Genomic DNA, 26826 nt, shown 5'->3' on the forward strand with positions numbered 1-26826 from the left:
TTTACAAATTCTGTTTTTTGGTTAAATAACAGGTTTCAATCATTGTAAACTGTTTATAATGATAAAGGGAGGTGAAGGCGTGTTAAAACGTTTTGTACAGTTATTTTTTATTATTACAGGTGGTACATTGGGCGTCTTTTTTATACCTGAACTTATTCAATTATTAAATCTGCAAGATGTAGCATTTCTAGAAAAGCCTTACGTCGATGCAATACTGGGAGCCATTTTGTTTTTCCTTGTCACGTTTTGGATTGTTGATTATATAGTTGAATTAATTCGCCGAGTGGAAGAGGCGTTACTGAAGGCGCCTGTAACGGATGTGCTTTTCGGGAGCTTAGGATTGATTTTAGGGCTTATTGTGGCCTACTTGGTCGGAGCTTTTTTAGGTAGAATTCAACTTCAAGTAGTAAGTACCATTTTACCAATCTTTCTAAGTATTCTTTTAGGTTACTTAGGGTTTCAAGTCGGGTTTAAAAAACGTGATGAACTTGTAAGCGTGTTTTCGATGCCGGCTCGAATTGGGAAGAAAAAAGGACAAGAAGAAGAAACAGATAACGAAGAATCATTAAAGTCTCTTAAGATTTTAGATACAAGCGTTATTATTGACGGCCGTATCGCAGATATTTGTCAAACAGGATTTTTAGACGGAACGATTGTTATTCCGCGCTTTGTGCTTGAGGAACTTCAGCATATTGCTGATTCGTCGGATGTTCTAAAACGAAACAGAGGTAGACGAGGTCTAGATATTCTAAACCGTATTCAAAAAGAACTGGCAATGAAGGTAGAAATTTATGAAGGCGATTTCGAAGACATTCAAGAAGTAGACAGCAAGCTGGTTAAATTGGCAAAGCTGACTTCCGGTTTGGTCGTGACAAACGATTTTAATTTAAATAAAGTATGTGAACTTCAAAATGTTGGCGTTTTAAATATCAATGACTTAGCAAATGCCGTCAAGCCAATTGTACTTCCAGGAGAAGAAATGAACGTATTGGTTATAAAAGACGGTAAAGAGCACAATCAAGGTATTGCCTATCTTGATGACGGTACAATGATCGTGGTAGAAGAAGGAAGAAATTATATTGGAAAGCAAATTGATGTACTGGTGACGAGCGTACTCCAAACCTCAGCAGGCCGTATGATTTTTGCGAAACCCAAGTTATTAGAAAAAGCACTGTGACGTAACAGGTAAAGGGAGTATACCTATGAAGTATGAAATTATCGTGTTAGCTGCAGGTCAGGGGAAGCGAATGAAAGCGGGGCGGAACAAACAATTTTTAACTATTCAAAACGTTCCGCTTATCATTCATACGCTGCAAAAATTCGAACAAGATCCTTGGTGCAGTGGAATTGTACTAGTCGTAAACGAAAAAGAAGTGGAGATTTTTGAAGAGTTATTAATCGAATATCCAATTCAAAAGGTTCAATCATTGACAGTTGGGGGCGATGAACGTCAACATAGCGTTTATAACGGTCTTAAAAGTTTAAAGCAGGCTCAGATGGTATTAATTCATGATGGCGCTCGTCCATTTGTTCAACAAAACACAATCCATGAGTTAGTAGAAAAAGCTGCTAGTGATAAGGCTGCTGTGCTGGCTGTTCCAGTAAAAGACACAATTAAGCGTGTGGAACAGGGTACTGTCATTGAAACAGTTGAGCGCTCTAGCTTGTGGGCTATTCAAACGCCGCAGGCTTTTCTTTTTGATGTAGTAATGAATGCACACGAAAAAGCAAAAATAAATGAATACTTAGGTACCGATGATGCAAGCTTAGTAGAAAGAGCGGGGCAAAAAGTATCGATTGTAGAGGGAAATTACGATAATATAAAACTAACAACACCAGAAGATTTGTTATATGCAGAAGCTATATTAACAAAGCTAAACAGGACTGAAGGAGTGGAAAAATGAACATTCGAGTAGGACAAGGTTTCGACGTACATGAATTTGCAGAAGGAAGACCTTTAATCATCGGCGGTTTAGAAATTCCGTATGAAAAAGGACTATTAGGCCATTCAGATGCAGATGTGCTGTTGCATACAATCGCAGATGCCTTATTAGGAGCGGCGGCTAAAGGAGATATCGGAAAGCATTTTCCGGATACAGACCCTGAATTTAAAGATGCTGATTCAGCAAAGCTTCTTCAACACGTATGGAAACTACTAAAAGATGAAGGCTATGAATTAAGCAATGTAGATTGCACAATTATCGCGCAAAAACCTAAAATGGCTCCTTACATTGAACCAATGAGAGAGCGTATTGCGCAGCTGTTAGAAGCAAGCATTTCTCAAATTAACGTCAAGGCAACAACAACAGAAAAGTTAGGTTTTACGGGACGTGAAGAAGGAATTGCCGCCCAAGCAGCCGTTTTAGTTTATCAAAAATAAAAACAGTTGACTTTGACAGATACCTATTTGGTGATAAAATTAGAACATGTCTAAAATATCTAAATACATACTATAAGTAATATTAAATTGGAGGTCATCTTAGTTATGTCAAGCGAAGTAAGAGTTCGTTATGCCCCGAGTCCAACTGGACATCTTCATATAGGGAATGCAAGAACAGCACTATTTAATTATTTATTTGCACGAAATCAAAACGGTAAATTTATTATCCGTATTGAAGATACAGATCAAAAGCGTAATATCGAAGGCGGAGAAGAAAGTCAGCTGCGCTATTTAAAATGGTTAGGTATTGAATGGGATGAGAGTATCGACGTAGGCGGCGAGTACGGTCCTTACCGCCAGTCTGAACGTACGGAAATCTATCAAAAATATACGGAAGAACTTCTTGAAAAAGGATTAGCTTATCACTGTTACTGTACGTCAGAAGAGCTTGAAAAAGAGCGTGAAGAACAGCAGGCAAACAGTCAAATGCCGCGCTATTCAGGGAAGTGCCGTAACTTAACAGCTGAACAGCGTGCTGAACTAGAAGCAGAAGGCCGTGAGCCAAGCATTCGCTTCCGTGTTCCTAGTAACAAAGAAATTAAATGGAATGATATTGTCAAAGATGAAGTATCATTTGAGTCTGAAGGCATTGGTGACTTCGTTATTGTGAAAAAAGACGGTACACCAACATATAATTACGCTGTAGCCATTGATGATTATCTAATGAAGATGACACATGTTCTACGCGGAGATGACCATATTTCTAATACACCGAAGCAAATTCTTGTGTATGAAGCTTTAGGCTGGACGCCTCCTGTATTTGGTCATATGACATTGATCGTAAATGAAAATCGCCGTAAGCTAAGTAAACGTGATGAGTCAATCATTCAGTTTATTGAGCAATATAAAGAATTAGGCTACTTGCCGGAAGCACTGTTTAATTTTATTACAATGCTTGGCTGGTCACCTGTGGGAGAAGAAGAAATCTTCTCTAAAGAACAGTTCATTGAAATTTTTGACCCAGCTCGTTTATCAAAATCTCCAGCACTATTTGATACAAGCAAATTACGTTGGATGAACAACCAATACATGAAACAATTGGATTTAGACGAGGTAGTAGCTTTATCAGTTCCTCACTTAGTGAAAGCTGGAAAAGTTGAAGAAACGCGCGATGCAGAAACAGAACAATGGGTACGTGACCTAGTCGCTCTATACCAAGAACAAATGAGCTTTGGCGCCGAGATTGTTGAACTTACTGAAATGTTCTTTAAGAAAGAAATTGATTACAGTGAAGAAGCAAAAGCAGTGCTTGCTGAAGAGCAAGTACCGGAAGTGTTAAAAGCATTTGCTGAAGAGATTTCTTCCTTAGAAGAATTCAGCGCTGATGAAATTAAGGCAGCAACAAAGGCTGTACAAAAAGCAACAGGTCAAAAAGGTAAAAAACTATTTATGCCAATTCGTGTAGCAACAACAGGCGAAACACACGGTCCTGAGCTTCCAAAAGCTATTTCTCTTTTAGGGAAAGAAACAGTTTTAGCTCGTTTAGAAAGCATTTATAGTTAACAAATTTCTATTTTGCCCATATGATAAAATAATCAAATATGGATATCGTTGAGAAGGAAGAGTAGGCAAGTTCATTGCATATCAGAGAGGGTTATCACCGGCTGAAAGTAACCTATGACAAAACTTGTTGAAGTGCGCCTTTGAGTCTTTTGTTGAATGCTACTAAGTAAGTAGGCAAAAGCGGGTACTTTCACGTTATGAGAGAAGAGTTGGGATCGTTTGTTGATCCAAACAGAGTGGAACCGCGTATATACGTCTCTGTGTCATTTGACATAGGGGCGTTTTTTTATACAATCAATGAGTAGATAGAGGAATAGCGGAATTGGGGTGAGATGATGCTAAAGTTGTTAAAGGAAGACATTGAGGCCATATTTGAACAAGATCCTGCAGCAAGAAGTTATATTGAAGTGATATTAACCTATTCGGGGTTGCATGCTATTTGGGCACATAGATTAGCTCACGGGCTTTTTAAAAGAAAGTGGTTTTTTCTGGCACGTGTAATCTCACAAATTAGCCGATTCTTCACAGGGATTGAAATTCATCCGGGTGCGAAAATTGGCCGCCGATTTTTTATTGACCACGGAATGGGAATTGTTATTGGGGAAACGTGCGAAATTGGAGATAATGTAACAGTATATCAAGGAGTAACACTCGGAGGAACAGGGAAAGAAAAAGGAAAGCGTCACCCGACGATCGAAGACAATGTCTTAATTGCAACAGGTGCTAAAGTACTAGGATCGATTACGATTCATGCGCACTCCAAAATTGGAGCGGGCTCAGTTGTGTTAAATGACGTCCCAGAAAACTCAACGGTTGTTGGTATCCCTGGCCGAGTCGTCATTCAAAATGGCGTCCGGATTCCAAAAGATTTGAATCATCAAGATTTACCAGATCCAGATGCAGAGCGTTTCAAACAGCTAGAGAAAGAAATTTTACACCTGCAAAATCAATTAAAGGAATTAAAAGAAGGGAAGATTCACCATGGCAATTAAGCTATATAACACGTTAACACGTCAAAAAGAGACGTTTGTACCGCTAGAAGAAAACAAAGTCAAAATGTACGTGTGCGGACCGACCGTGTATAACTATATTCATATTGGAAATGCGCGTCCTGCGATCGTATTTGATACGGTGCGCCGCTATTTAGAATTTAGAGGCTACGATGTAGAGTATGTCTCAAACTTCACAGATGTAGATGATAAATTAATTAAGGCAGCAAAAGAGTTAGGAGAAGATGTTCCAACGATCGCAAACCGCTTTATCGATGCCTACTTTGAAGATACGTCAGCTCTTGGATGCAAGCATGCCGATGTGCATCCACGCGTAACTGAAAATATGGATATCATTATTGAGTTCATCGATGAACTGGTGAAAAAAGGATATGCATATGAGTCAGAGGGTGATGTATACTATCGTACACGTAAGTTTGAAGGATACGGAAAATTATCACATCAGTCTATTGATGAATTGCAATCCGGTGCTCGTATCGAAGTTGGAGAAAAGAAAGAAGATCCATTAGACTTTACTCTTTGGAAAGCAACCAAAGATGGAGAGATCGCATGGGATAGCCCTTGGGGTCAAGGAAGACCAGGCTGGCATATCGAGTGCTCTGCGATGGCACGCAAGTATTTAGGTGATACAATTGATATCCACGCAGGCGGCCAGGATTTAGCTTTCCCTCATCACGAAAATGAAATTGCCCAATCAGAAGCGCTCACTGGGAAATCGTTTGCGAAATACTGGCTTCATAACGGATATATCAATATTGATAATGAAAAGATGTCTAAATCACTAGGGAACTTCGTGTTAGTTCATGACATTATTAAAAAGCATGATCCTTCCCTACTTCGATTCTTTATTTTATCTGTTCACTATCGTCACCCAATTAACTATAACGAAGAAATTTTAGAGAATACGCGCAAAGGGTTTGAGCGTCTGCAAACAGCTTACGGCAACTTAACTCACCGTCTAGAGGCAGCAACAAATCTTCAAGAAGATGCTTCAGAATGGTTCGAAAAGCTAAAAGAGCTTCGCGAAACGTTTGTTGAAGAGATGGATGATGATTTTAATACGGCAAATGCCATTTCTGTTCTGTTCGAGCTAGCAAAGCAAGCTAACTTGTATTTGTTAGAACAAACAACGTCTACAGATGTAATTGAAGCCTTTATTAAAGAGTTTAAAGAATTAGGTGCTGCAATAGGCATTACGTTTGGAGAAGCTGAACTTCTAGACGAAGAAATTGATCAATTGATCCAAGGTCGTATTCAGGCTCGTAAAGATCGTAATTTCCAATTAGCAGATCAAATTCGAGATGAATTAAAGGCTAAAAATATTATTTTAGAAGATACGGCGCAAGGAACAAGATGGAAAAGAGGATAATAGTGTTATGAGCAGCAGTAAATTAGATGTAAAACAGCTAAATAGCTTAGCTCTTGCTTATATGGGTGATGCGGTGTTTGATTTACATGTTCGCCGCCACCTGCTGGTGTTAGGGACAGTGCGCCCTAACCAGCTTCATAATAAAGCTAAAAAATATGTATCAGCAAAAGCACAAGCGCAAATCGTATATTATTTTAAAAATGAAAACTTTTTTACTGAAGAAGAAGAAGGTGTACTGCGCCGAGGACGCAATGCAAAGTCCGGTACAGTCCCTAAAAACACAGATGTGCAAACGTATCGCTACAGTACGGCATTTGAAGCGGTCGTAGGCTATTTGTATCTTTTAGGTGAAGAAGAAAGAATGATGGAACTTATTACTAAAGCTATCTCTTTCGTCGATGAAGGAGAGGGAGGAATGAATCATGGAACATGAATTTATCATTGGACGTAATCCGGTCCTAGAAGCCCTAAAGTCTGGGCGCGACATTAACAAACTATGGATTGCCGAAGGATCGCAAGGCGGTTCTATGGGGCAAATCACGCAGTTAGCAAAACGTAATGGTGTATTGGTGCAGTTTGTACCGAAAAAGAAAATTGAGCAAATGGTAGACGGTATTCATCAAGGAGTAGCTGCACAAGTTGCTGCTTATCAGTATGCAGAGTTAGATGATTTATTTAACTTAGCGGAAAAACGTAATGAAAGTCCGTTTTTTCTTCTGTTAGATGAGCTTGAAGATCCCCATAATTTAGGTTCTATTATGCGAACAGCTGATGCCGTTGGCGCACACGGTATTATTATTCCAAAGCGCCGTTCAGTTGGATTAACCGCCACTGTAGCTAAGGCCTCTACAGGAGCAATTGAACATGTTCCCGTAGCAAGGGTAACAAACCTATCAAGGACGATTGATGAATTAAAAGATCGAGGCGTATGGATTGTTGGAACAGATGCGAAAGAAAGCGATGATTACCGCAACTTAGATGGAGGTATGCCGCTTACGTTAGTGATTGGAAGCGAAGGAAAAGGCATGAGTCGTTTGATTCGTGAAAAATGCGACTTCCTTGTACAGCTTCCGATGGTTGGGCATGTTACATCGTTAAATGCATCTGTAGCAGCTAGTCTTCTCATGTATGAGGTTTACCGAAAACGCCATCCTCTAGGTGAATAAGAATGGATATTCTACTGGTGGATGGTTATAACATGATAGGTGCGTGGCCCGACCTAAGAAAGCTTAGAGATAATGATTTAGCCGGTGCTCGAGACCTGTTAATCGAAAAGATGGCAGAGTATCAAGCATATATGGGTTATCGTGTCATTATTGTCTTCGATGCTCATATGGTCGAAGGAATTGAAAAGAAGGCAAAAAATCATAAGGTTGACGTTGTATTTACAAGAGAAAATGAAACAGCGGATGAGTACATTGAAAAGCTGGCTCAAGAGCTAAACAATGTAAAGACACAGATTCATGTTGCTACATCTGATTTTACGGAGCAGTGGGCAATCTTTGGACAAGGTGCGCTTAGAATTTCTGCTCGAGAATTGTACAACGAAATTGAGCAAATTGAGAAACATATTAATCTTGATGTGAAGTCTATTCAAAATCAAAAGCCAGCGGCACGCATTCAACTTTCCAATCAAGTAGCCGAAATTTTCGAAAAATGGCGCCGGGGACAGCGGTGAGGTTATTGACGGTACGGAATTAGCTACTGTATAATATTTCTATCTACTGTGCGGTCGGGGGGATCGATATGGGCGATAATTATGGGAGAAAACTGCATGCTCATTTCGAACAACAAGAGGATGAAACAGTTGTCGATCTTGTGCATAAAGGCGATATTGACGCATTAGAGTATTTGATTCATAAATACAAAAACTTTGTGCGAGCAAAGGCGCGGTCATATTTTTTAATTGGGGCAGACCGTGAAGATATTGTACAAGAAGGTATGATAGGGTTATATAAGGCAATTAGAGATTTTAGAGAAGATAAGCTAACTTCGTTTAAAGCTTTTGCTGAACTTTGCATTACGAGGCAAATTATTACCGCTATTAAAACCGCAACAAGGCAAAAACATATTCCATTAAACTCTTATGTATCATTGGACAAGCCAATATATGATGAAGAGTCCGACCGAACCTTAATGGATGTTATTTCGGGGACAAAAGTAGCAAATCCAGAAGAGTTGCTCATTAATCGAGAGAAGTTTGATGATATTGAATTAAAGATGGCTGAACTGTTAAGTGATCTTGAGCGAAAAGTTCTCGTTCTTTATTTAGATGGTCAATCTTATCAAGAGATTTCAGAAGAGTTAAACCGCCACGTCAAATCCATCGATAATGCACTTCAGCGTGTGAAGAGGAAATTAGAGCGCTACCTCGAGATTCGTGAAATCACAATGTAGCCTTCTATCCTCATATTGACATGCTAAGAAAGTCTGTGATACTTTTTTATAGACATTATCACTCTATAGGTGGTTGACATTATGCGTAAAAAAGTTGTACTTGCGTGTGTGCAATGCGCTAGTCGTAACTATACGACTATGAAAAACACACAGCAAAACGAAGATCGTTTAGAAATGAAGAAGTTTTGCAAAACGTGTAACGCACATACGATTCATCGTGAAACAAAGTAGATCAATAATCTGCACAGACTAATACCCCTTTTAATTTATTGGAGGTTACAAACATGAACCGTGTAGGAAATTTCTTGCGTGATGTTGGGCGTGAGATGAAGAAGGTAAGTTGGCCTAAAAAAAATGAGCTAACTCGTTATACAATTACTGTTATTTCTACAGTTGTATTTATGACACTCTTTTTTGTAGTAGTTGATTACGGAATTTCGTCACTTATTCGTTTAATCCCTTGAATAAATTGACTTAAATCATGGTATAATAAAGCTAAATTATGTTTTTTTCAGAAAAGCCCGGAGACGGGTTTTTTAATTTGCTTTAAGAATGATTGTGCTAGGAGTCAACTATTTTCCTAGTGCGTTGTCTGTGCAATAGATTAGGACATCTTATTTTATAGTGAGCTGGGAGGGAAGGACGTATAGTCCTCAGAAATGGAGAAAAATTGGTATGTAGTCCATACTTATTCTGGATATGAAAATAAAGTAAAAACAAATTTAGAAAAGCGCGTAGAAACAATGGGTATGCAAGATAAAATTTTCCGCGTTGTTGTTCCTGAAGAAGAAGAAAGAGAAATTAAGAACAACAAAGAAAAGATTACAAAGAAAAAAGTATTTCCAGGGTACGTGTTAGTTGAAATCATCATGACGGATGATTCATGGTATGTAGTTCGTAATACACCTGGCGTTACGGGCTTTGTAGGTTCAGCAGGTTCTGGATCAAAGCCAACTGCTCTTCTACCAGAAGAAGTAGAAATGATCTTAAAACAAATGGGCATGGACGAGAAGCATGCTGACTTTGACTTTGAACTAAAAGAAACAGTATTAGTTCAAGAAGGTCCGTTTGCAAACTTCGAAGGTACCATTGAAGAAATCGATACAGATAAACGTAAAGTTAAGGTTCATGTGGATATGTTCGGAAGACAAACGCCAGTAGAGCTAGACTTTACACAAATTGAAAAAATATAATCTGTAAGACCTTGCAATTCATGAAGTTTAATGTTAATATTTCATAAGTCAGTATGTCTCAAAACTAGAGACTAAAACAACTATTTCTTTATTTTATATATAAAGAACATTGAGTGGGAGGGCATCGCCCTATTACCACATCACGGACTTAAGGAGGTGTGTCTCGTGGCTAAAAAAGTAATTAAACTTGTTAAGTTACAAATTCCTGCAGGTAAAGCAAATCCAGCGCCACCAGTTGGTCCTGCATTAGGTCAAGCCGGTGTTAATATCATGGGTTTCTGTAAGGAGTTTAACGCTCGCACAGCTGATCAAGCTGGTCTTATCATTCCTGTTGAAATCACGGTATTTGAAGACCGTTCATTTACATTTATTACGAAAACTCCACCTGCTGCTGTACTACTTAAGAAAGCGGCTGGTATTGAGTCTGGTTCTGGTGAACCAAACCGTAATAAAGTTGCAACAGTCAAGCGTGACAAAGTGCGTGAGATTGCTGAAACTAAAATGCCTGACTTAAACGCTGCTAGCGTTGAATCTGCAATGCGCATGGTAGAAGGTACAGCGCGCAGTATGGGAATCGTAGTTGAAGACTAATTCCATTTGATTGGGTGTTAGAAGGTTGCGAGAAATGGAAGTTTTCCTATGCTCGCAACCTTTATTAGTGGGAGGTTATTCCGTTAAAACCACATAAGGAGGAAACAAAAATGGCTAAAAAAGGTAAAAAGTACGTTGAAGCTGCTAAGCTTGTAGATCGTACACAAACTTATTCAGTACAAGAAGCGATTGAATTAGTAAAGAAAACAAACACAACTAAATTTGATGCAACTGTAGAAGTAGCATTCCGTTTAGGAGTTGACCCTAAGAAAGCTGACCAACAAATTCGTGGTGCAGTAGTACTACCAAACGGTACAGGTAAAACTCAACGTGTATTAGTATTCGCTAAAGGCGAAAAAGCTAAAGAAGCTGAAGCTGCAGGCGCTGACTACGTTGGCGATGCTGACTACATCAACAAAATCCAACAAGGTTGGTTCGAGTTCGATGTAATCGTAGCTACTCCAGACATGATGGGTGAAGTTGGTAAACTTGGTCGTGTATTAGGACCTAAAGGTTTAATGCCAAACCCTAAAACTGGTACAGTAACATTTGATGTTCAAAAAGCAGTTAACGAAATCAAAGCTGGTAAAGTAGAATACCGCGTTGATAAAGCTGGTAACATCCACGTACCAATTGGTAAAGTATCTTTCGAAGAGAGCAAGTTAGTTGAAAACTTCACTACAATCTTCGAAACTATGGTAAAAGCTAAGCCGGCAGCAGCAAAAGGCACATACATGAAGAACGTAGCTGTTACTTCAACAATGGGCCCTGGTATCAAAGTTGATACTGCTTCATTCTCTGCTTAATAAATTTGGAAATAAATCGGTGTTGACTTTTTGAAAGTCCCTGATTATAATAGATAATGTTGTTAAAAAGAATAACATTTGTACCGTAGACAGTAGGTGCTGCAAAGCTTAATTTCCTACCGAGGTGTGTGAGATAAATTAGTGAAACGTTATGGTTCGCTTACTACACCTCCATGTCTTTATTGTCATGGAGGTTTTTTATTGCACCTTGTCTGAGTGTACGGAAGGAAATCTACAGGAGGTGTAAAGATGAGCAACGTAATTGAACAAAAGAAACAAGTCGTAGACGAAATTGCTGAAAAACTTCAAGCGAGTAACTCAATAGTTGTCGTTGACTACCGTGGTTTGAATGTTGCTGAAGTTACTGAACTTCGTAAGCAATTACGTGAAGCAGGCATTGAGTTCAAAGTTTACAAAAACACTTTAACTCGCCGTGCTGTAGAAAAACTTGAACTAACAGATCTTAATGATGCGTTAGTAGGTCCAAATGCAATCGCATTTGGTGGAGAAGATGTTGTTGCTCCAGCTAAAATTCTAAACAACTTCGCGAAAGAACACGAAGCGTTAGAAATCAAAGCTGGTGTAATTGAAGGTAATGTTGCATCTGTTGAAGAAATTAAAGCACTTGCAGAACTACCATCTCGCGAAGGCTTACTTTCTATGTTGCTTAGCGTGCTTCAAGCTCCAATTCGCAACCTTGCTCTTGCTACAAAAGCTGTGGCAGATCAAAAAGAAGAACAAGGTGCATAATCTAGTCTGTTATATATAACACAATCACAAGGAGGAAATTAACAATGACTCAAGAACAAATCATTGAAGCAGTTAAAAATATGACTGTTTTAGAACTTAACGATTTAGTAAAAGCAATCGAAGAAGAATTTGGCGTAACTGCTGCTGCTCCTGTAGCTGTAGCTGGCGGTGCTGCTGGTGAAGCTGCTGCTGAGAAAACTGAATTTGACCTAGTACTTGAAAGTGCTGGCGGACAAAAAATCAAAGTTATCAAAGTAGTACGTGAAATCACTGGTCTTGGCTTAAAAGAAGCTAAAGAAATCGTTGATAACGCTCCAAAAGCTCTTAAAGAAGGTATTTCTAAAGAAGAAGCTGAAGAAGCAAAAGCTAAACTTGAAGAAGTTGGCGCTTCTGTAGAAGTTAAGTAATTATTGCTTAACAACTGATATAAAAAAGCTCGCTTGTACAAGCGAGCTTTTTTGCTTCTGTCATCCTTTTCATTTATAGTAAAGAAGAACATATTGATTAGGAGGTTCTATTTTGACAGAACATTATTTTTCTAATACACCATCGTCTGCAAGTAATGAAGAGCGCTTTTCATTTGAATTGAGAGGAACCTCTTTTTCATTTACGAGTGACCGCGGTGTTTTTTCAAAAAAAGAGGTCGATTTTGGATCGCGCCTGTTAATTGAAACGTTTCAAATGCCCGAGAGTCCCGGCCCGCTTCTGGATGTTGGATGCGGATATGGTCCAATTGGGTTGGCACTTGCAAAAGAGGACAGCCAAAGAAACGTTCATATGGTTGATGTTAATGAACGTGCATTAGCACTAGCTCAAAAAAATGCTGAAGTTAATTCAGTATCAAATGTTTCAATCTATCAAAGCTCTTGCTATGAAAATGTGAAGGAAACGAATTTTGCAGCTATTCTTAGTAATCCGCCGATCCGTGCGGGTAAAAAAGTTGTTCATGAAATTCTAGAAAAATCATTAGATCACCTTGCTAACCAAGGAGAGCTTTGGATTGTGATTCAGAAAAAGCAAGGAGCGCCATCTGCTCTTGCGAAATTAGAATCTCTATTTAATGAAGTAGAAGTAGTAGAAAAGAAAAAAGGGTATTATATCATATGTGCTAAAAAATGTTGACTAATATTTTTTAGTATGTTAGCATTATAAAATGCCAATATATAAATATTCCATATAAGCTCGGGTTATACATAAAATAAAAGGTATAATTTTGAATTATATGGGAAAAACTAATAAAATCAATAGTACGTTTTTATGAAATTGTGGTTTTCTATTTAAAGAGACCATTTTTCTTTTGTTCAATAATAAACATATGGTTTATTATATATTTTGAATAATAACGCTTGATTTGAGGGGTGAATCAGTTGACAGGTCAACTAGTTCAGTATGGACGCCACCGCCAACGCAGAAGTTATGCTCGTATTAGTGAAGTTTTAGAGTTACCGAACTTAATCGAGATTCAAACGGCTTCATACCAATGGTTTTTAGATGAAGGTTTACGAGAAATGTTCCAAGATATTTCTCCAATTGATGATTTTACAGGTAACTTATCACTAGAATTTATTGATTACAGCTTAGGTGAGCCAAAGTATTCAGTAGGAGAGTCTAAAGAACGTGATGTAACTTATGCAGCACCTCTTCGTGTTAAGGTGCGGTTAATTAATAAAGAAACAGGTGAAGTAAAAGACCAAGATGTGTTCATGGGAGATTTCCCATTGATGACCGAAACAGGTACCTTTGTAATTAACGGTGCTGAGCGTGTTATCGTATCACAGTTGGTTCGTTCACCAAGTGTTTACTATAGTGGAAAGCTTGATAAAAACGGTAAAAAAGGATATACAGCAACTGTTATCCCTAACCGTGGTGCATGGCTAGAATATGAAACTGATGCAAAAGATGTAGTATACGTGCGTATTGATCGTACTCGTAAACTGCCAGTAACAGTGCTGTTACGCGCGCTAGGTTTCGGTTCTGACCAAGAGATTATCGATTTAATCGGTGATAATGAATACATCCGTAATACGCTTGAAAAAGATAATACGGAAACAACGGAAAAAGCGCTATTAGAAATCTATGAGCGTTTACGTCCGGGTGAACCACCGACAGTTGAGAATGCGAAGTCTCTATTAGTATCTCGCTTCTTTGATCCAAAACGATATGACTTAGCGAACGTAGGTCGCTATAAAATTAATAAAAAGCTTCATATCAAACATCGCTTATTTAATCAAAAGCTAGCTGAAACATTAGTTGATCCTGAAACAGGTGAAATTATTGCAGAAAAAGGCGCAATGATTGACCGCCGTCTGCTAGATCGCTTGATTCCGATGCTTGAAGGTGGAGTAAACTTCAAAACTTATAGTCCGGTTGGTGGAGTAGTAGAAGACGATGTTACATTACAATCTATTAAGATTTATGCGCCAAATGATCCAGAAGGTGAAAAAATCATCACTGTATCAGGTAACGCATATGTAACAGAAGAAGTTAAAAATATCACACCTGCTGATATTTTAGCATCAATCAGTTACTTCTTTAACTTGCTTCATCAAGTAGGAGACACAGATGATATCGACCACTTAGGTAACCGTCGTCTGCGTTCTGTAGGTGAATTGTTACAAAACCAATTCCGTATCGGTTTATCTCGTATGGAACGTGTTGTTCGTGAAAGAATGTCAATTCAAGACACGAATACAATCACACCTCAACAATTAATTAATATTCGCCCAGTTATTGCGGCGATTAAAGAGTTCTTTGGAAGTTCTCAATTATCACAGTTCATGGATCAAACGAATCCATTAGGCGAATTGACGCACAAACGTCGTCTTTCAGCTCTAGGACCTGGTGGTTTAACGCGTGAGCGCGCTGGTTTCGAAGTGCGTGACGTTCACTACTCCCACTATGGCCGTATGTGCCCGATTGAAACACCAGAGGGTCCGAATATCGGGTTAATCAACTCACTATCTTCTTATGCAAAAGTAAACAAATTCGGTTTCATCGAAACACCTTACCGTCGTATCGATCCTGAAACAGGTAAAGTGACAGAGCGAATTGACTACTTAACAGCTGATGAAGAAGATAACTATGTTGTAGCCCAAGCGAACGCTCGTCTAGGTGATGATGGTTCATTCTTAGATGAAAATGTCGTTGCACGTTTCCGTGGAGAAAACACGGTTATCCGTCGCGATCGTTTAGACTATATGGATGTATCACCAAAACAAGTTGTATCTGCCGCTACAGCATGTATCCCATTCTTAGAGAACGATGACTCTAACCGTGCATTAATGGGTGCGAACATGCAACGTCAAGCAGTACCTTTATTAAATCCTGAAGCACCAATCGTAGGTACAGGTATGGAATACGTATCTGGTAAAGACTCTGGTGCAGCCGTGATTTGTAAATATCCTGGCGTTGTAGAGCGCGTAGAAGCAAAACAAATTTTTGTTCGCCGCTATGAAGAAGTAGACGGACAAAAAGTTAAAGGTAACTTAGATCAATACAAATTATTAAAATTTGTTCGTTCTAACCAAGGTACTTGTTACAACCAGCGTCCAATTGTTTCAGTTGGCGACGAAGTAGTAAAAGGTGAGATCTTAGCCGACGGTCCTTCAATGGAAAAAGGTGAGCTTGCTTTAGGACGAAACGTAATGGTTGGTTTCATGACATGGGATGGTTACAACTATGAGGATGCCATCATCATGAGTGAACGCCTTGTGAAAGACGATGTATATACGTCTGTTCATATTGAAGAATATGAATCTGAGTCTCGTGATACGAAGCTTGGACCTGAAGAAATTACGCGTGACATTCCAAACGTAGGTGAAGATGCGCTTCGCAACTTAGATGAGCGTGGAATCATCCGCATTGGTGCAGAAGTAAAAGACGGAGATCTTTTAGTTGGTAAAGTAACGCCAAAAGGTGTAACAGAACTAACAGCTGAAGAACGTCTTCTACACGCTATTTTCGGTGAAAAAGCGCGTGAAGTTCGTGATACTTCTCTTCGTGTACCGCACGGCGGCGGTGGAATCATTCTTGATGTTAAAGTCTTCAACCGTGAAGATGGCGACGAATTACCACCAGGTGTAAACCAATTAGTCCGTGTATATATTGTTCAGAAGCGTAAAATTTCTGAAGGTGACAAAATGGCCGGTCGTCACGGTAACAAAGGTGTAATTTCACGTATTTTACCTGAAGAAGATATGCCTTACCTACCAGACGGTACGCCAATTGACATCATGTTAAACCCATTAGGGGTACCATCTCGTATGAACATCGGTCAGGTGCTAGAGCTTCATTTAGGTATGGCTGCTCGTAAGCTTGGCATTCACGTTGCGTCTCCAGTATTTGATGGTGCGCGTGAGGAAGATGTTTGGGCAACAATCGAAGAAGCTGGCATGTCTCGTGATGCTAAAACAGTTCTATATGATGGTCGAACAGGTGAACCATTCGATAACCGTGTATCAGTAGGAATCATGTACATGATCAAACTTGCTCACATGGTAGACGATAAACTTCACGCTCGTTCTACTGGACCATACTCACTTGTTACACAACAACCACTTGGTGGTAAAGCGCAGTTCGGTGGACAGCGTTTTGGTGAGATGGAGGTATGGGCACTTGAAGCATACGGTGCTGCTTACACATTACAAGAGATCTTAACAGTGAAATCAGATGACGTAGTAGGTCGTGTGAAAACATACGAAGCAATTGTTAAAGGTGAAAACATTCCAGAACCTGGCATACCTGAATCGTTCAAAGTATTAATTAAAGAACTACAAAGTTTAGGTATGGATGTGAAGATGCTTTCTGCTGACGAGCAAGAAATTGATATCATGGACTCAGAAGAGGACCATGAGCAACCAACAGAATCAATTATTGCAGATAACGAAGAAAGCCTTTCTGAAGGACAAAAAGATCCTGTCACAAAAGAGTAAGGAATTACTTTCATATAAACGTTAAGGGAAAAAACCTGTAGATTAAAAGGGAGGTAGGCTCCTTGCTAGATGTAAATAACTTTGAGTATATGAAAATCGGTCTAGCTTCGCCAGATAAAATTCGTTCTTGGTCGTACGGTGAGGTAAAAAAACCTGAAACGATCAACTATCGTACGTTAAAACCTGAAAAAGACGGCTTATTCTGTGAGCGTATTTTTGGTCCACAAAAGGACTGGGAATGTCACTGCGGAAAATATAAGCGCGTTCGTTATAAAGGTGTTGTATGTGATCGTTGTGGCGTAGAAGTTACGCGCGCAAAAGTTCGTCGTGAACGCATGGGTCACATCGAGCTAGCTGCACCTGTTTCTCATATTTGGTACTTTAAAGGTATTCCTAGCCGCATGGGACTTGTCTTAGACATGTCCCCTCGTGCGCTAGAGGAAATCATTTATTTTGCTTCTTATGTAGTAACAGATGCTGGTGATACACCACTTGAAAAGAAACAGCTTTTATCAGAGAAAGAATACCGTGCGTATCGTGAGAAGTACGGACAAACTTTCCATGCAGCAATGGGTGCTGAAGCTGTTAAAAAATTATTGCATGACATCGATCTTGATAAAGAAGTAGATGCTTTGAAAGAAGAATTGAAAACTGCTCAAGGTCAACGTCGTACACGTGCTATTAAACGTTTAGAAGTACTAGAGGCTTTCCGTCATTCTGGTAACGAACCTTCTTGGATGATTTTAGACGTTCTACCGGTTATTCCGCCAGAACTTCGTCCAATGGTTCAATTAGATGGTGGACGCTTTGCTACGTCTGATCTAAATGATTTATATCGCCGTGTAATTAACCGTAACAACCGCTTAAAGCGTTTATTAGACCTTGGAGCTCCTAGCATTATCGTTCAAAACGAAAAGCGTATGCTTCAAGAAGCTGTAGATGCATTAATCGATAATGGTCGTCGCGGCCGTCCGGTAACAGGACCAGGTAACCGTCCATTAAAATCTCTTTCTCACATGTTAAAAGGTAAGCAAGGTCGCTTCCGTCAAAACTTATTAGGTAAACGTGTTGACTACTCTGGCCGTTCGGTAATCGTTGTAGGTCCGAACTTAAAGATGTATCAATGTGGTCTTCCAAAAGAAATGGCGTTAGAGCTTTTCAAACCTTTCGTAATGAAAGAGCTTGTTGAACGCGGTTTAGCTCATAACATCAAGAGTGCAAAACGTAAAATTGAACGTGTGCAACCTGAAGTATGGGACGTATTAGAATCGGTTATTAAAGAGCATCCAGTTCTTTTAAACCGTGCACCAACGCTACACAGACTAGGTATTCAAGCATTTGAACCTACGCTTGTAGAAGGTCGCGCTATCCGTCTTCACCCGCTTGTATGTACAGCATATAACGCTGACTTTGACGGTGACCAAATGGCGGTTCACGTTCCATTATCTGCAGAAGCACAAGCAGAAGCACGTATCTTAATGCTTGCTGCTCAAAATATCTTGAACCCTAAAGATGGTAAACCAGTTGTTACACCTTCACAGGATATGGTATTAGGTAACTACTACTTAACACTTGAGCGTGAAGAGGCAGTTGGAGAAGGTATGGTGTTCAAAGATACCAACGAAGCACTATTAGCGTACCAAAACGGTTATGTGCATCTTCATACACGTGTAGCTGTGTATGCAGGTTCTTTAAACAACGAAACGTTTACAGAAGCACAAAATCAACAATTGCTTGTTACAACGGTTGGTAAATTAGTTTTCAACGAAATTTTACCAAAATCGTTCCCATACATTAACGAACCAACAAGAGAAAACTTAGAAGTGAAAACTCCTGAGAAGTACTTTGTTGAAAAAGGTGCAGATGTGAAGGAATTCATCAAGAATCAACCGGCTATCGCACCGTTCAAGAAAAAAATCTTAGGTAATATCATCGCTGAAGTATTTAAACGTTTCAAAATTACTGAGACTTCTAAAATGCTTGACCGTATGAAAGACCTAGGTTTCAAATATTCTACTAAAGCTGGTATTACAGTTGGTGTAGCTGATATCGTGGTTTTAGGAGAAAAAGAAGTTATCTTAACAGAAGCGCAAGCTAAAGTAGATAACGTACTAAAACAATTCCGTCGCGGTTTAATTACTGAAGATGAGCGTTATGATCGTGTTATCTCTGTATGGAGCAGTGCGAAAGACGTTATCCAAGGTAAATTAATGGCATCATTAGACAAACGCAACCCAATCTTCATGATGAGTGACTCTGGTGCCCGTGGTAACGCATCTAACTTCACTCAGCTTGCAGGTATGCGTGGACTAATGGCCAACCCGTCTGGTCGTATCATTGAGTTACCAATCAAATCTAGTTTCCGTGAAGGTTTAACAGTATTAGAGTACTTTATCTCTACCCATGGTGCACGTAAAGGTCTTGCCGATACGGCTCTTAAAACAGCTGACTCAGGTTACCTTACTCGTCGTCTGGTTGACGTGGCACAAGACGTTATCGTACGTGATGACGACTGTGGTACAGACCGCGGTATTTTGGCTGTTGCAATCAAAGAAGGAACAGAAGAAATTGAGAAACTTGATGAGCGCCTAATTGGACGTTATGCAAGAAAAACAGTACTTCACCCAGGAACAAACGAAGTGTTAGTGAAAGAAAACGAACTAATTACAGAAGACCTAGCTGAAACAATTGTGGATGCTGGTGTTGAAGAAGTATGGATTCGTTCTGCATTCACTTGTAACACTCGCCACGGTGTATGTAAAAAATGTTACGGTCGTAACCTTGCAACTGGTTCAGAAGTTGAAGTGGGTGAAGCAGTTGGTATCATCGCTGCTCAATCTATCGGTGAGCCAGGTACACAGTTAACGATGCGTACATTCCATACAGGTGGGGTTGCTGGAGACGATATCACTCAAGGTTTACCGCGTATCCAAGAGATCTTCGAAGCGCGTAACCCTAAAGGTCAAGCCGTTATTTCTGAAATTGAAGGTACAATTGCCGGCATTTCTGAAGGACGCGATCGTCAACATGAAATTACTGTTCAAGGAGAGATTGAAACTCGTTCTTACACAGCTCCGTACAGTGCACGTCTGAAAGTTATTGAAGGACAGCGCATTGCACGTGGTCAAGAATTAACAGAAGGTTCAATTGATCCTAAAGAATTACTAAAAGTAAAAGACATCACGGCTGTACAAGAGTACTTGCTTCGTGAGGTGCAAAAAGTATACCGTATGCAAGGGGTAGAAATTGGAGATAAACACGTAGAGGTAATGGTTCGCCAAATGCTTCGTAAAGTGCGCGTAATGGATTCAGGAGATACAGATGTATTACCAGGTTCATTACTTGATATTCACCAATTCACTGATGCAAATGAAAAAGTATTACTTGAAGGCAATCGTCCAGCGACAGGCCGTCCTGTATTACTTGGTATTACAAAAGCATCTCTTGAAACTGATTCCTTCTTATCTGCTGCATCATTCCAAGAAACAACGCGTGTTCTTACGGATGCTGCAATCAAAGGAAAACGTGATGAGTTGCTTGGACTTAAAGAGAATGTTATCATTGGTAAGCTAGTTCCGGCTGGTACAGGTATGACGAGATATCGTAATGCTGAACCGATCAAAAACCAAGCTGAAGAAACGGTAACAATCGACTAATTATAAAATCATTACTCTAGAATGGATGTTTTTTAAAAAAACTACAAAACGTTAGTTGACATCCATTCTAGGGAATGATACTATATCAAAGGTGCTCCTATAAACTACCTGTTACTTTGGAGGATATGATAATGTCTTATGAAAAAGTATTACAGGCTGATCATATTATTGTAGGAACAAAGCAGACGGTGAAAGCATTAAAAAAAGGTACAGTAAAGGAAGTCATCATTGCTGAAGACGCTGATTTTTATGTCACATCTATTGTGGCAAAAACGGCACAGCAAGAAAACGTTCCGTATACGTATGTCCCTTCTATGCGAAAGCTTGGTCAAGCTTGTAGGATAGAAGTTAACGCTGCAACTGTTGCAATTATTAGTTAACACGTTTTTGAACTTTTAGTTTCAAAGACTTTGTTTTTTGCTAAAAAATGAACCACCTGGATGTGTGGTCTTACAAAAGGCGAAAGGAGGAAAATTTAAATGCCTACTATTAACCAATTAATCCGTAATGGTCGCGTGAGTAAAGGTAAAAAATCTGACTCACCTGCTTTAAACAGAGGTTACAACAGCTTCAAAAAAGCTCAAACTAACCAATCTTCTCCACAAAAACGTGGTGTATGTACACGTGTGGGTACTATGACACCGAAGAAACCGAACTCGGCTCTTCGTAAATATGCTCGTGTACGTTTAACAAACGGTATCGAGGTAACAGCTTATATCCCAGGTATTGGTCACAACTTACAAGAACACAGCGTGGTACTTATCCGCGGTGGACGTGTAAAAGATTTACCAGGGGTACGTTACCATATCGTACGTGGTGCACTTGATACTGCTGGTGTGGATGGCCGTATGCAAGGTCGTTCTAAATATGGTACTAAGCGACCAAAAGCAGCTAAAAAATAATAGCTTAACAATTAATAGATAAACTTTTAAAAGTGAAAGGAGGAAGTAGAATGCCACGTAAGGGACCTGTTGCAAAAAGAGACGTATTACCAGATCCGATTTACAATTCTAAGCTTGTATCTCGCTTAATCAACAAAATGATGCTTGATGGAAAGCGCGGTAAGTCACAAGCTATTCTTTATAGAGCATTCGATTTAGTACAAGAGCGCAGTGGTAAAGAAGCTATGGAAGTATTCGACCAAGCTCTTAAAAACATCATGCCTGTACTAGAAGTTAGAGCACGCCGTGTAGGGGGTTCTAACTACCAAGTTCCTGTAGAAGTACGTCCAGAGCGTCGTACTACTCTAGGTCTTCGTTGGTTAGTAAACTATGCTCGTCTTCGTGGAGAAAAAACGATGGAAGAGCGTTTAGCTAACGAAATCCTTGATGCAGCTAACAACACTGGTGCTGCAGTTAAGAAACGTGAAGATACTCACAAAATGGCAGAAGCTAATAAAGCATTTGCTCATTACCGTTGGTAATCTTTTAACGAAACTTTTTGAAAAACAAACTAAAATATGGAAGGAGAAATACCTAAGATGGCAAGAGAGTTCTCCTTAGAAAACACTCGTAATATTGGGATCATGGCTCACATTGATGCTGGTAAAACAACAACAACTGAGCGTGTTCTTTATTATACTGGCCGTATCCATAAAATTGGTGAAACTCATGAAGGAGCTTCACAAATGGACTGGATGGAGCAAGAGCAAGAACGTGGTATCACTATCACGTCTGCTGCGACAACTGCTTCTTGGAAAGGTCACCGCGTTAACATCATCGATACTCCTGGACACGTAGACTTCACTGTTGAAGTTGAGCGTTCATTACGTGTACTTGATGGCGCTGTGGCAGTTCTTGATGCTCAATCTGGTGTTGAGCCTCAAACAGAAACAGTATGGCGTCAAGCGACTACGTACGGTGTTCCCCGTGTCGTATTCGTTAACAAAATGGACAAAATTGGTGCTGACTTCTTGTACTCTGTAAAAACGATCCACGATCGTTTAGGTGCAAATGCTCACCCAATCCAATTACCAATTGGTGCTGAAGATGAGTTCGAAGCAATCATTGACTTAGTGGAAATGAAAGCATACTTCTACGAAGATGACTTAGGTACTCGTTCAGAAGCTCGTGAAATTCCTGAGGAATACAAAGAGCAAGCTGAAGAATACCGTGCAAGCTTAGTAGAAGCTGTTGCAGAACTTGACGAAGAATTAATGATGAAGTACTTAGACGAAGGCGAGCTTACAGTTGAAGAACTAAAAGCTGGTATCCGTAAAGGTACTTGTGACGTTGAATTCTACCCAGTTATCTGTGGTTCAGCATTCAAAAACAAAGGTGTACAATTAATGCTAGATGCGGTAATTGATTACCTACCATCTCCAGTTGATGTACCAGCAATCCAAGGTATCGTACCTGAAACAGAAGAAGAAGTTACGCGTGAGTCTAGCGACAACGCTCCTTTCTCAGCATTAGCGTTCAAAGTTATGACGGACCCTTATGTTGGTAAATTAACGTTCTTCCGTGTTTACTCTGGTGTACTAAGCTCTGGTTCATACATCAAAAACTCTACAAAAGGTAAGCGTGAGCGTGTAGGTCGTATCCTACAAATGCATGCTAACTCTCGTGAAGAGATTTCTGAAGTATACGCTGGAGATATCGCGGCAGCTGTAGGATTAAAAGATACTTCTACTGGTGATACTCTATGTGACGAAAAGAGTCTTGTAATTCTTGAGTCTATGGAATTCCCAGAGCCAGTTATCTCTTTATCTGTTGAGCCAAAATCAAAAGCTGACCAAGATAAAATGACTACAGCTCTTCAAAAGTTACAAGAAGAAGATCCAACTTTCCGTGCGGAAACTAATACAGAGACTGGTCAAATCATCATCTCTGGTATGGGTGAGCTTCACCTTGATATCATCGTTGACCGTATGCGTCGCGAATTCAAAGTAGAAGCAAACGTTGGTGCTCCTCAAGTAGCTTACCGTGAAACTTTCCGCGCTGGTGCGAAAGTTGAAGGTAAATTCGCTCGTCAATCTGGTGGTCGTGGACAATTCGGTCACGTTTGGATTGAGTTCGAACCTAACGAAGAAGGAAAAGGCTTTGAATTTGAGAACAAAATCGTTGGTGGTGTAGTTCCACGTGAATACATCCCTGCAGTTCAAGCTGGTCTTGAAGATGCATTACAAAACGGTGTTCTTGCTGGTTATCCATTAATCGATATCAAAGCTGCTTTAGTTGATGGATCTTACCATGACGTTGACTCAAGTGAGATGGCGTTTAAAATTGCCGCTTCTATGGCTCTTAAAAACGCAGTATCAAAATGTAACCCAGCTATCCTTGAACCAATGATGAAGGTTGAAGTTGTTATCCCTGACGAATACTTAGGAGATATCATGGGTGACATTACGTCTCGTCGTGGACGTGTAGAAGGTATGGAAGCACGCGGTAACGCTCAAGTTGTACGTGCATTCGTTCCACTTTCTGAAATGTTTGGTTATGCAACTGCATTACGTTCAAACACTCAAGGTCGCGGAACATATTCTATGCACTTCGATCACTACGAAGAAGTTCCTAAATCAATTTCAGAAGAAATTATTAAAAAAAATAAAGGTGAATAATTGATTTTCACTCTTTATTGAAGTATAACTACTTATGTACGCTGTGAAAGTGGAGCTCATTCCCTTTCACGGCCTCATAAAACATAAACTACATGAATTTTAAGGAGGATTTTCGAATGGCTAAGGAAAAATTCGACCGTTCAAAAACACATGCCAATATCGGTACAATTGGTCACGTTGACCATGGTAAAACAACTTTAACAGCTGCTATCACTACTGTTCTTGCTAAGAAAAGTGGTAAAGGTGCAGCAATGGCTTACGATATGATCGACGCTGCTCCAGAAGAGCGCGAGCGTGGAATCACAATCTCAACTGCACACGTTGAGTATGAAACTGACACTCGTCACTATGCACACGTTGACTGCCCAGGACATGCTGACTATGTTAAAAACATGATCACTGGTGCTGCTCAAATGGATGGCGGTATCTTAGTAGTATCTGCTGCTGATGGTCCAATGCCACAAACTCGTGAGCACATCCTTCTTTCTCGTCAAGTAGGTGTACCTTACCTAGTTGTATTCTTAAACAAATGTGACATGGTAGACGACGAAGAGCTACTTGAATTAGTAGAAATGGAAGTACGTGACCTTCTTTCTGAATACGACTTCCCTGGTGACGATGTACCAGTAATCAAAGGTTCTGCTCTTAAAGCTCTTGAAGGCGACGCTGATTGGGAAGCTAAAATCATCGAGCTTATGGACGCTGTTGATGAGTACATCCCAACTCCAGAACGTGACACTGAAAAACCATTCATGATGCCAGTTGAGGACGTATTCTCAATCACTGGTCGTGGTACAGTTGCTACAGGTCGTGTAGAGCGTGGACAAGTTAAAGTTGGTGACGTTATCGACATCATCGGTTTAACTGAAGAGCCAAAATCTACTACTGTAACAGGTGTAGAAATGTTCCGTAAGCTTCTTGACTATGCTGAAGCTGGCGACAACATCGGTGCTTTACTTCGTGGTGTAGCACGTGAAGAAATCCAACGTGGACAAGTATTAGCTAAACCAGGCTCAATCACTCCACACACTAAATTTACTGCTGAAGTATACGTTCTTTCTAAAGACGAAGGTGGACGTCACACTCCATTCTTCACAAACTACCGTCCACAGTTCTACTTCCGTACAACTGATGTAACTGGTATTTGTAACTTACCTGAAGGCGTAGAAATGGTAATGCCTGGCGACAACATCGAAATGACTGTTGAACTTATCGCTCCAATCGCGATTGAAGAAGGTACTAAATTCTCAATCCGTGAAGGTGGACGTACAGTAGGCGCTGGCGTTGTAGCTAAAATCAGCGAGTAATTTCTCGTTTCAGTAAAGGGAGTAGGGTAACCTACTCCTTTTTTATTTGGTGATAAAAGGTAAAGATAGTTTTTACTATTACACTTGCAAAATGATCTCCTTTTATATATAATGAAAAAAGTGTGCGACACATGAAAAAGTTTTTTAACTTTATTGTTGCAATATGAACCCATTTTTAGTATAATAAAAATGTTGGTCTTTGACTGCGATGATGCGGAAGGTTGCCGACACACCCGGCCGCTTTGCCATGGCGAGTGTGGGGAAATTTCCGCGGAGAATGTCTATTGTAAAATAGGCGAAAAAGGAGGGAAAATAATGGCAAAAGAAAAAATTCGCATTCGTTTAAAAGCATATGATCACAGAATTCTTGATCAATCTGCTGAGAAAATCGTAGAAACTGCAAAACGTTCTGGTGCGGCTGTATCTGGTCCGATTCCATTACCGACTGAAAAATCAATTTATACAATTCTACGTGCAGTACACAAATATAAAGATTCTCGTGAGCAGTTCGAAATGCGCACGCATAAACGCTTAATTGATATCGTGAATCCAACACCACAAACTGTTGATTCATTAATGCGTTTAGACTTACCATCTGGTGTAGATATCGAAATTAAACTTTAATTTAAAATAAAGAATGAAAAGATACTTAGGAGGTGTGACTAATGGCCAAAGGAATCTTAGGAAGAAAGATCGGTATGACTCAAGTATTTGCTGAAAATGGTGACTTGATCCCAGTAACAGTAATTGAAGCTTCTGCTAACGTAGTTCTTCAAGTTAAAAACGCTGAGACAGACGGTTACGAAGCAATCCAATTAGGTTTCGAAGATATCCGTGAAAAACTATCTAACAAACCTGCAAAAGGACATGCTACTAAAGCTAATACTGCTCCTAAGCGCTTCATCCGTGAGTTACGCGGTGTGGACGCTTCAGCATATGAAGTTGGTCAAGAAGTCAAGGTTGATATTTTCGCAGAAGGCGATGTAATTGATGTAACAGGAATCTCAAAAGGTAAAGGTTTCCAAGGTGCTATTAAACGCCACGGACAATCTCGCGGACCTATGTCTCATGGTTCTCGCTACCACCGTCGCCCAGGTTCAATGGGTCCTGTAGCTCCAAACCGCGTATTCAAAGGTAAATTATTACCAGGACGCATGGGTGGAGAGCGCATCACTGTGCAAAACTTATCAATCGTTAAAGTTGACGCAGAACGCAATCTTTTATTAGTAAAAGGTAACGTGCCAGGAGCTAGAAAATCTCTAGTTACTGTTAAATCTGCAGTTAAATCTAAATAATAATTCTTCGAGAAAGGAG

The 26826-nt window shown here is 39.8% G+C and carries 27 protein-coding genes and 2 other annotated features; all 27 genes read left to right on the forward strand.

Features of this window, described 5'->3' with window-relative positions:
• Positions 1-79: 79 nt before the first annotated feature.
• Positions 80-1177, forward strand: a complete 1098-nt coding sequence (locus tag LIS78_RS00545) for a PIN/TRAM domain-containing protein (protein ID WP_013054901.1) — start codon at positions 80-82, stop codon at positions 1175-1177.
• Positions 1178-1202: 25 nt separating this feature from the next.
• On the forward strand, positions 1203-1904 hold the full coding sequence (gene ispD, locus LIS78_RS00550; RefSeq protein ID WP_252284530.1) for a 2-C-methyl-D-erythritol 4-phosphate cytidylyltransferase: 702 nt from the start codon (positions 1203-1205) through the stop codon (positions 1902-1904).
• Positions 1901-2380 (forward strand): 2-C-methyl-D-erythritol 2,4-cyclodiphosphate synthase, encoded by a 480-nt coding sequence (gene ispF, locus LIS78_RS00555; protein WP_013054903.1) that lies wholly within the window; start codon positions 1901-1903, stop codon positions 2378-2380. The genes ispD and ispF overlap by 4 nt, the downstream gene beginning before the upstream one ends.
• Positions 2381-2485: 105 nt before the next feature.
• Complete coding sequence (gltX, locus tag LIS78_RS00560; RefSeq protein ID WP_013054904.1) at positions 2486-3943, forward strand: glutamate--tRNA ligase; 1458 nt, start codon at positions 2486-2488, stop codon at positions 3941-3943.
• A 39-nt stretch (positions 3944-3982) separates the two neighbouring features.
• Positions 3983-4206: a binding site (T-box leader), on the forward strand.
• Between the two features lie 72 nt (positions 4207-4278).
• Positions 4279-4935 carry a serine O-acetyltransferase gene (gene cysE / locus LIS78_RS00565; protein ID WP_013054905.1) on the forward strand — a complete coding sequence of 219 codons (657 nt, stop codon included), beginning with the start codon at positions 4279-4281 and terminating at the stop codon, positions 4933-4935.
• Positions 4925-6322 (forward strand): cysteine--tRNA ligase, encoded by a 1398-nt coding sequence (gene cysS, locus LIS78_RS00570; protein WP_013054906.1) that lies wholly within the window; start codon positions 4925-4927, stop codon positions 6320-6322. Before cysE ends, cysS begins: the two co-directional genes overlap by 11 nt.
• Positions 6323-6329: 7 nt before the next feature.
• Positions 6330-6755 carry a Mini-ribonuclease 3 gene (locus LIS78_RS00575; RefSeq protein ID WP_013054907.1) on the forward strand — a complete coding sequence of 142 codons (426 nt, stop codon included), beginning with the start codon at positions 6330-6332 and terminating at the stop codon, positions 6753-6755.
• Positions 6745-7488, forward strand: coding sequence for a 23S rRNA (guanosine(2251)-2'-O)-methyltransferase RlmB (rlmB, locus tag LIS78_RS00580; RefSeq protein ID WP_013054908.1), 744 nt, complete (start codon positions 6745-6747; stop codon positions 7486-7488). Before LIS78_RS00575 ends, rlmB begins: the two co-directional genes overlap by 11 nt.
• A 2-nt stretch (positions 7489-7490) precedes the next feature.
• A complete protein-coding gene (locus tag LIS78_RS00585; RefSeq protein WP_013081364.1) occupies positions 7491-8000 on the forward strand; it encodes an NYN domain-containing protein in 510 nt (169 codons plus the stop codon).
• 68 nt (positions 8001-8068) lie between these two features.
• Entirely contained in the window at positions 8069-8719 is a 651-nt protein-coding gene (gene sigH / locus LIS78_RS00590) for an RNA polymerase sporulation sigma factor SigH (protein ID WP_013054910.1), read from the forward strand.
• An 81-nt stretch (positions 8720-8800) separates the two neighbouring features.
• Positions 8801-8950, forward strand: a complete 150-nt coding sequence (rpmG, locus tag LIS78_RS00595) for a 50S ribosomal protein L33 (protein WP_013054911.1) — start codon at positions 8801-8803, stop codon at positions 8948-8950.
• Positions 8951-9003: 53 nt separating this feature from the next.
• Positions 9004-9183 (forward strand): preprotein translocase subunit SecE, encoded by a 180-nt coding sequence (secE, locus tag LIS78_RS00600; protein ID WP_013054912.1) that lies wholly within the window; start codon positions 9004-9006, stop codon positions 9181-9183.
• Between the two features lie 195 nt (positions 9184-9378).
• The gene (gene nusG / locus LIS78_RS00605; RefSeq protein WP_013054913.1) at positions 9379-9912 is read left to right on the forward strand and encodes a transcription termination/antitermination protein NusG; all 534 of its coding nucleotides are present in this window, start codon (positions 9379-9381) and stop codon (positions 9910-9912) included.
• A gap of 165 nt (positions 9913-10077) precedes the next feature.
• Entirely contained in the window at positions 10078-10503 is a 426-nt protein-coding gene (gene rplK, locus LIS78_RS00610) for a 50S ribosomal protein L11 (RefSeq protein WP_013054914.1), read from the forward strand.
• A 110-nt stretch (positions 10504-10613) separates the two neighbouring features.
• Positions 10614-11309: a 50S ribosomal protein L1 gene (rplA, locus tag LIS78_RS00615; RefSeq protein ID WP_013054915.1), complete on the forward strand. Its 696-nt coding sequence runs from the start codon at positions 10614-10616 to the stop codon at positions 11307-11309.
• Positions 11310-11374: 65 nt separating this feature from the next.
• Positions 11375-11518, forward strand: a sequence feature (ribosomal protein L10 leader region).
• Positions 11519-11558: 40 nt separating this feature from the next.
• Positions 11559-12059 (forward strand): 50S ribosomal protein L10, encoded by a 501-nt coding sequence (gene rplJ, locus LIS78_RS00620; RefSeq protein ID WP_013054916.1) that lies wholly within the window; start codon positions 11559-11561, stop codon positions 12057-12059.
• A gap of 44 nt (positions 12060-12103) precedes the next feature.
• On the forward strand, positions 12104-12466 hold the full coding sequence (gene rplL, locus LIS78_RS00625) for a 50S ribosomal protein L7/L12 (protein WP_013054917.1): 363 nt from the start codon (positions 12104-12106) through the stop codon (positions 12464-12466).
• Between the two features lie 112 nt (positions 12467-12578).
• Complete coding sequence (locus LIS78_RS00630; protein WP_055990979.1) at positions 12579-13181, forward strand: class I SAM-dependent methyltransferase; 603 nt, start codon at positions 12579-12581, stop codon at positions 13179-13181.
• A 245-nt stretch (positions 13182-13426) separates the two neighbouring features.
• Positions 13427-16990 (forward strand): DNA-directed RNA polymerase subunit beta, encoded by a 3564-nt coding sequence (rpoB, locus tag LIS78_RS00635; protein ID WP_013081368.1) that lies wholly within the window; start codon positions 13427-13429, stop codon positions 16988-16990.
• A gap of 62 nt (positions 16991-17052) precedes the next feature.
• Positions 17053-20646 (forward strand): DNA-directed RNA polymerase subunit beta', encoded by a 3594-nt coding sequence (rpoC, locus tag LIS78_RS00640; RefSeq protein WP_013054920.1) that lies wholly within the window; start codon positions 17053-17055, stop codon positions 20644-20646.
• Positions 20647-20777: 131 nt separating this feature from the next.
• Positions 20778-21026, forward strand: coding sequence for a 50S ribosomal protein L7ae-like protein (locus LIS78_RS00645; RefSeq protein WP_013054921.1), 249 nt, complete (start codon positions 20778-20780; stop codon positions 21024-21026).
• A 99-nt stretch (positions 21027-21125) separates the two neighbouring features.
• The gene (rpsL, locus tag LIS78_RS00650; RefSeq protein ID WP_013054922.1) at positions 21126-21548 is read left to right on the forward strand and encodes a 30S ribosomal protein S12; all 423 of its coding nucleotides are present in this window, start codon (positions 21126-21128) and stop codon (positions 21546-21548) included.
• 50 nt (positions 21549-21598) lie between these two features.
• The gene (gene rpsG / locus LIS78_RS00655) at positions 21599-22069 is read left to right on the forward strand and encodes a 30S ribosomal protein S7 (protein ID WP_013054923.1); all 471 of its coding nucleotides are present in this window, start codon (positions 21599-21601) and stop codon (positions 22067-22069) included.
• Positions 22070-22126: 57 nt separating this feature from the next.
• The gene (gene fusA / locus LIS78_RS00660) at positions 22127-24205 is read left to right on the forward strand and encodes an elongation factor G (RefSeq protein ID WP_013054924.1); all 2079 of its coding nucleotides are present in this window, start codon (positions 22127-22129) and stop codon (positions 24203-24205) included.
• A 116-nt stretch (positions 24206-24321) separates the two neighbouring features.
• The gene (gene tuf / locus LIS78_RS00665; RefSeq protein ID WP_013054925.1) at positions 24322-25512 is read left to right on the forward strand and encodes an elongation factor Tu; all 1191 of its coding nucleotides are present in this window, start codon (positions 24322-24324) and stop codon (positions 25510-25512) included.
• Positions 25513-25827: 315 nt separating this feature from the next.
• Positions 25828-26136, forward strand: coding sequence for a 30S ribosomal protein S10 (gene rpsJ / locus LIS78_RS00670; RefSeq protein WP_013054926.1), 309 nt, complete (start codon positions 25828-25830; stop codon positions 26134-26136).
• Between the two features lie 41 nt (positions 26137-26177).
• Positions 26178-26807 (forward strand): 50S ribosomal protein L3, encoded by a 630-nt coding sequence (gene rplC / locus LIS78_RS00675; RefSeq protein WP_013054927.1) that lies wholly within the window; start codon positions 26178-26180, stop codon positions 26805-26807.
• Positions 26808-26826 lie beyond the last annotated feature (19 nt).

The organism is Priestia megaterium (genome assembly GCF_023824195.1).
Classification (GTDB): domain Bacteria; phylum Bacillota; class Bacilli; order Bacillales; family Bacillaceae_H; genus Priestia; species Priestia megaterium_D.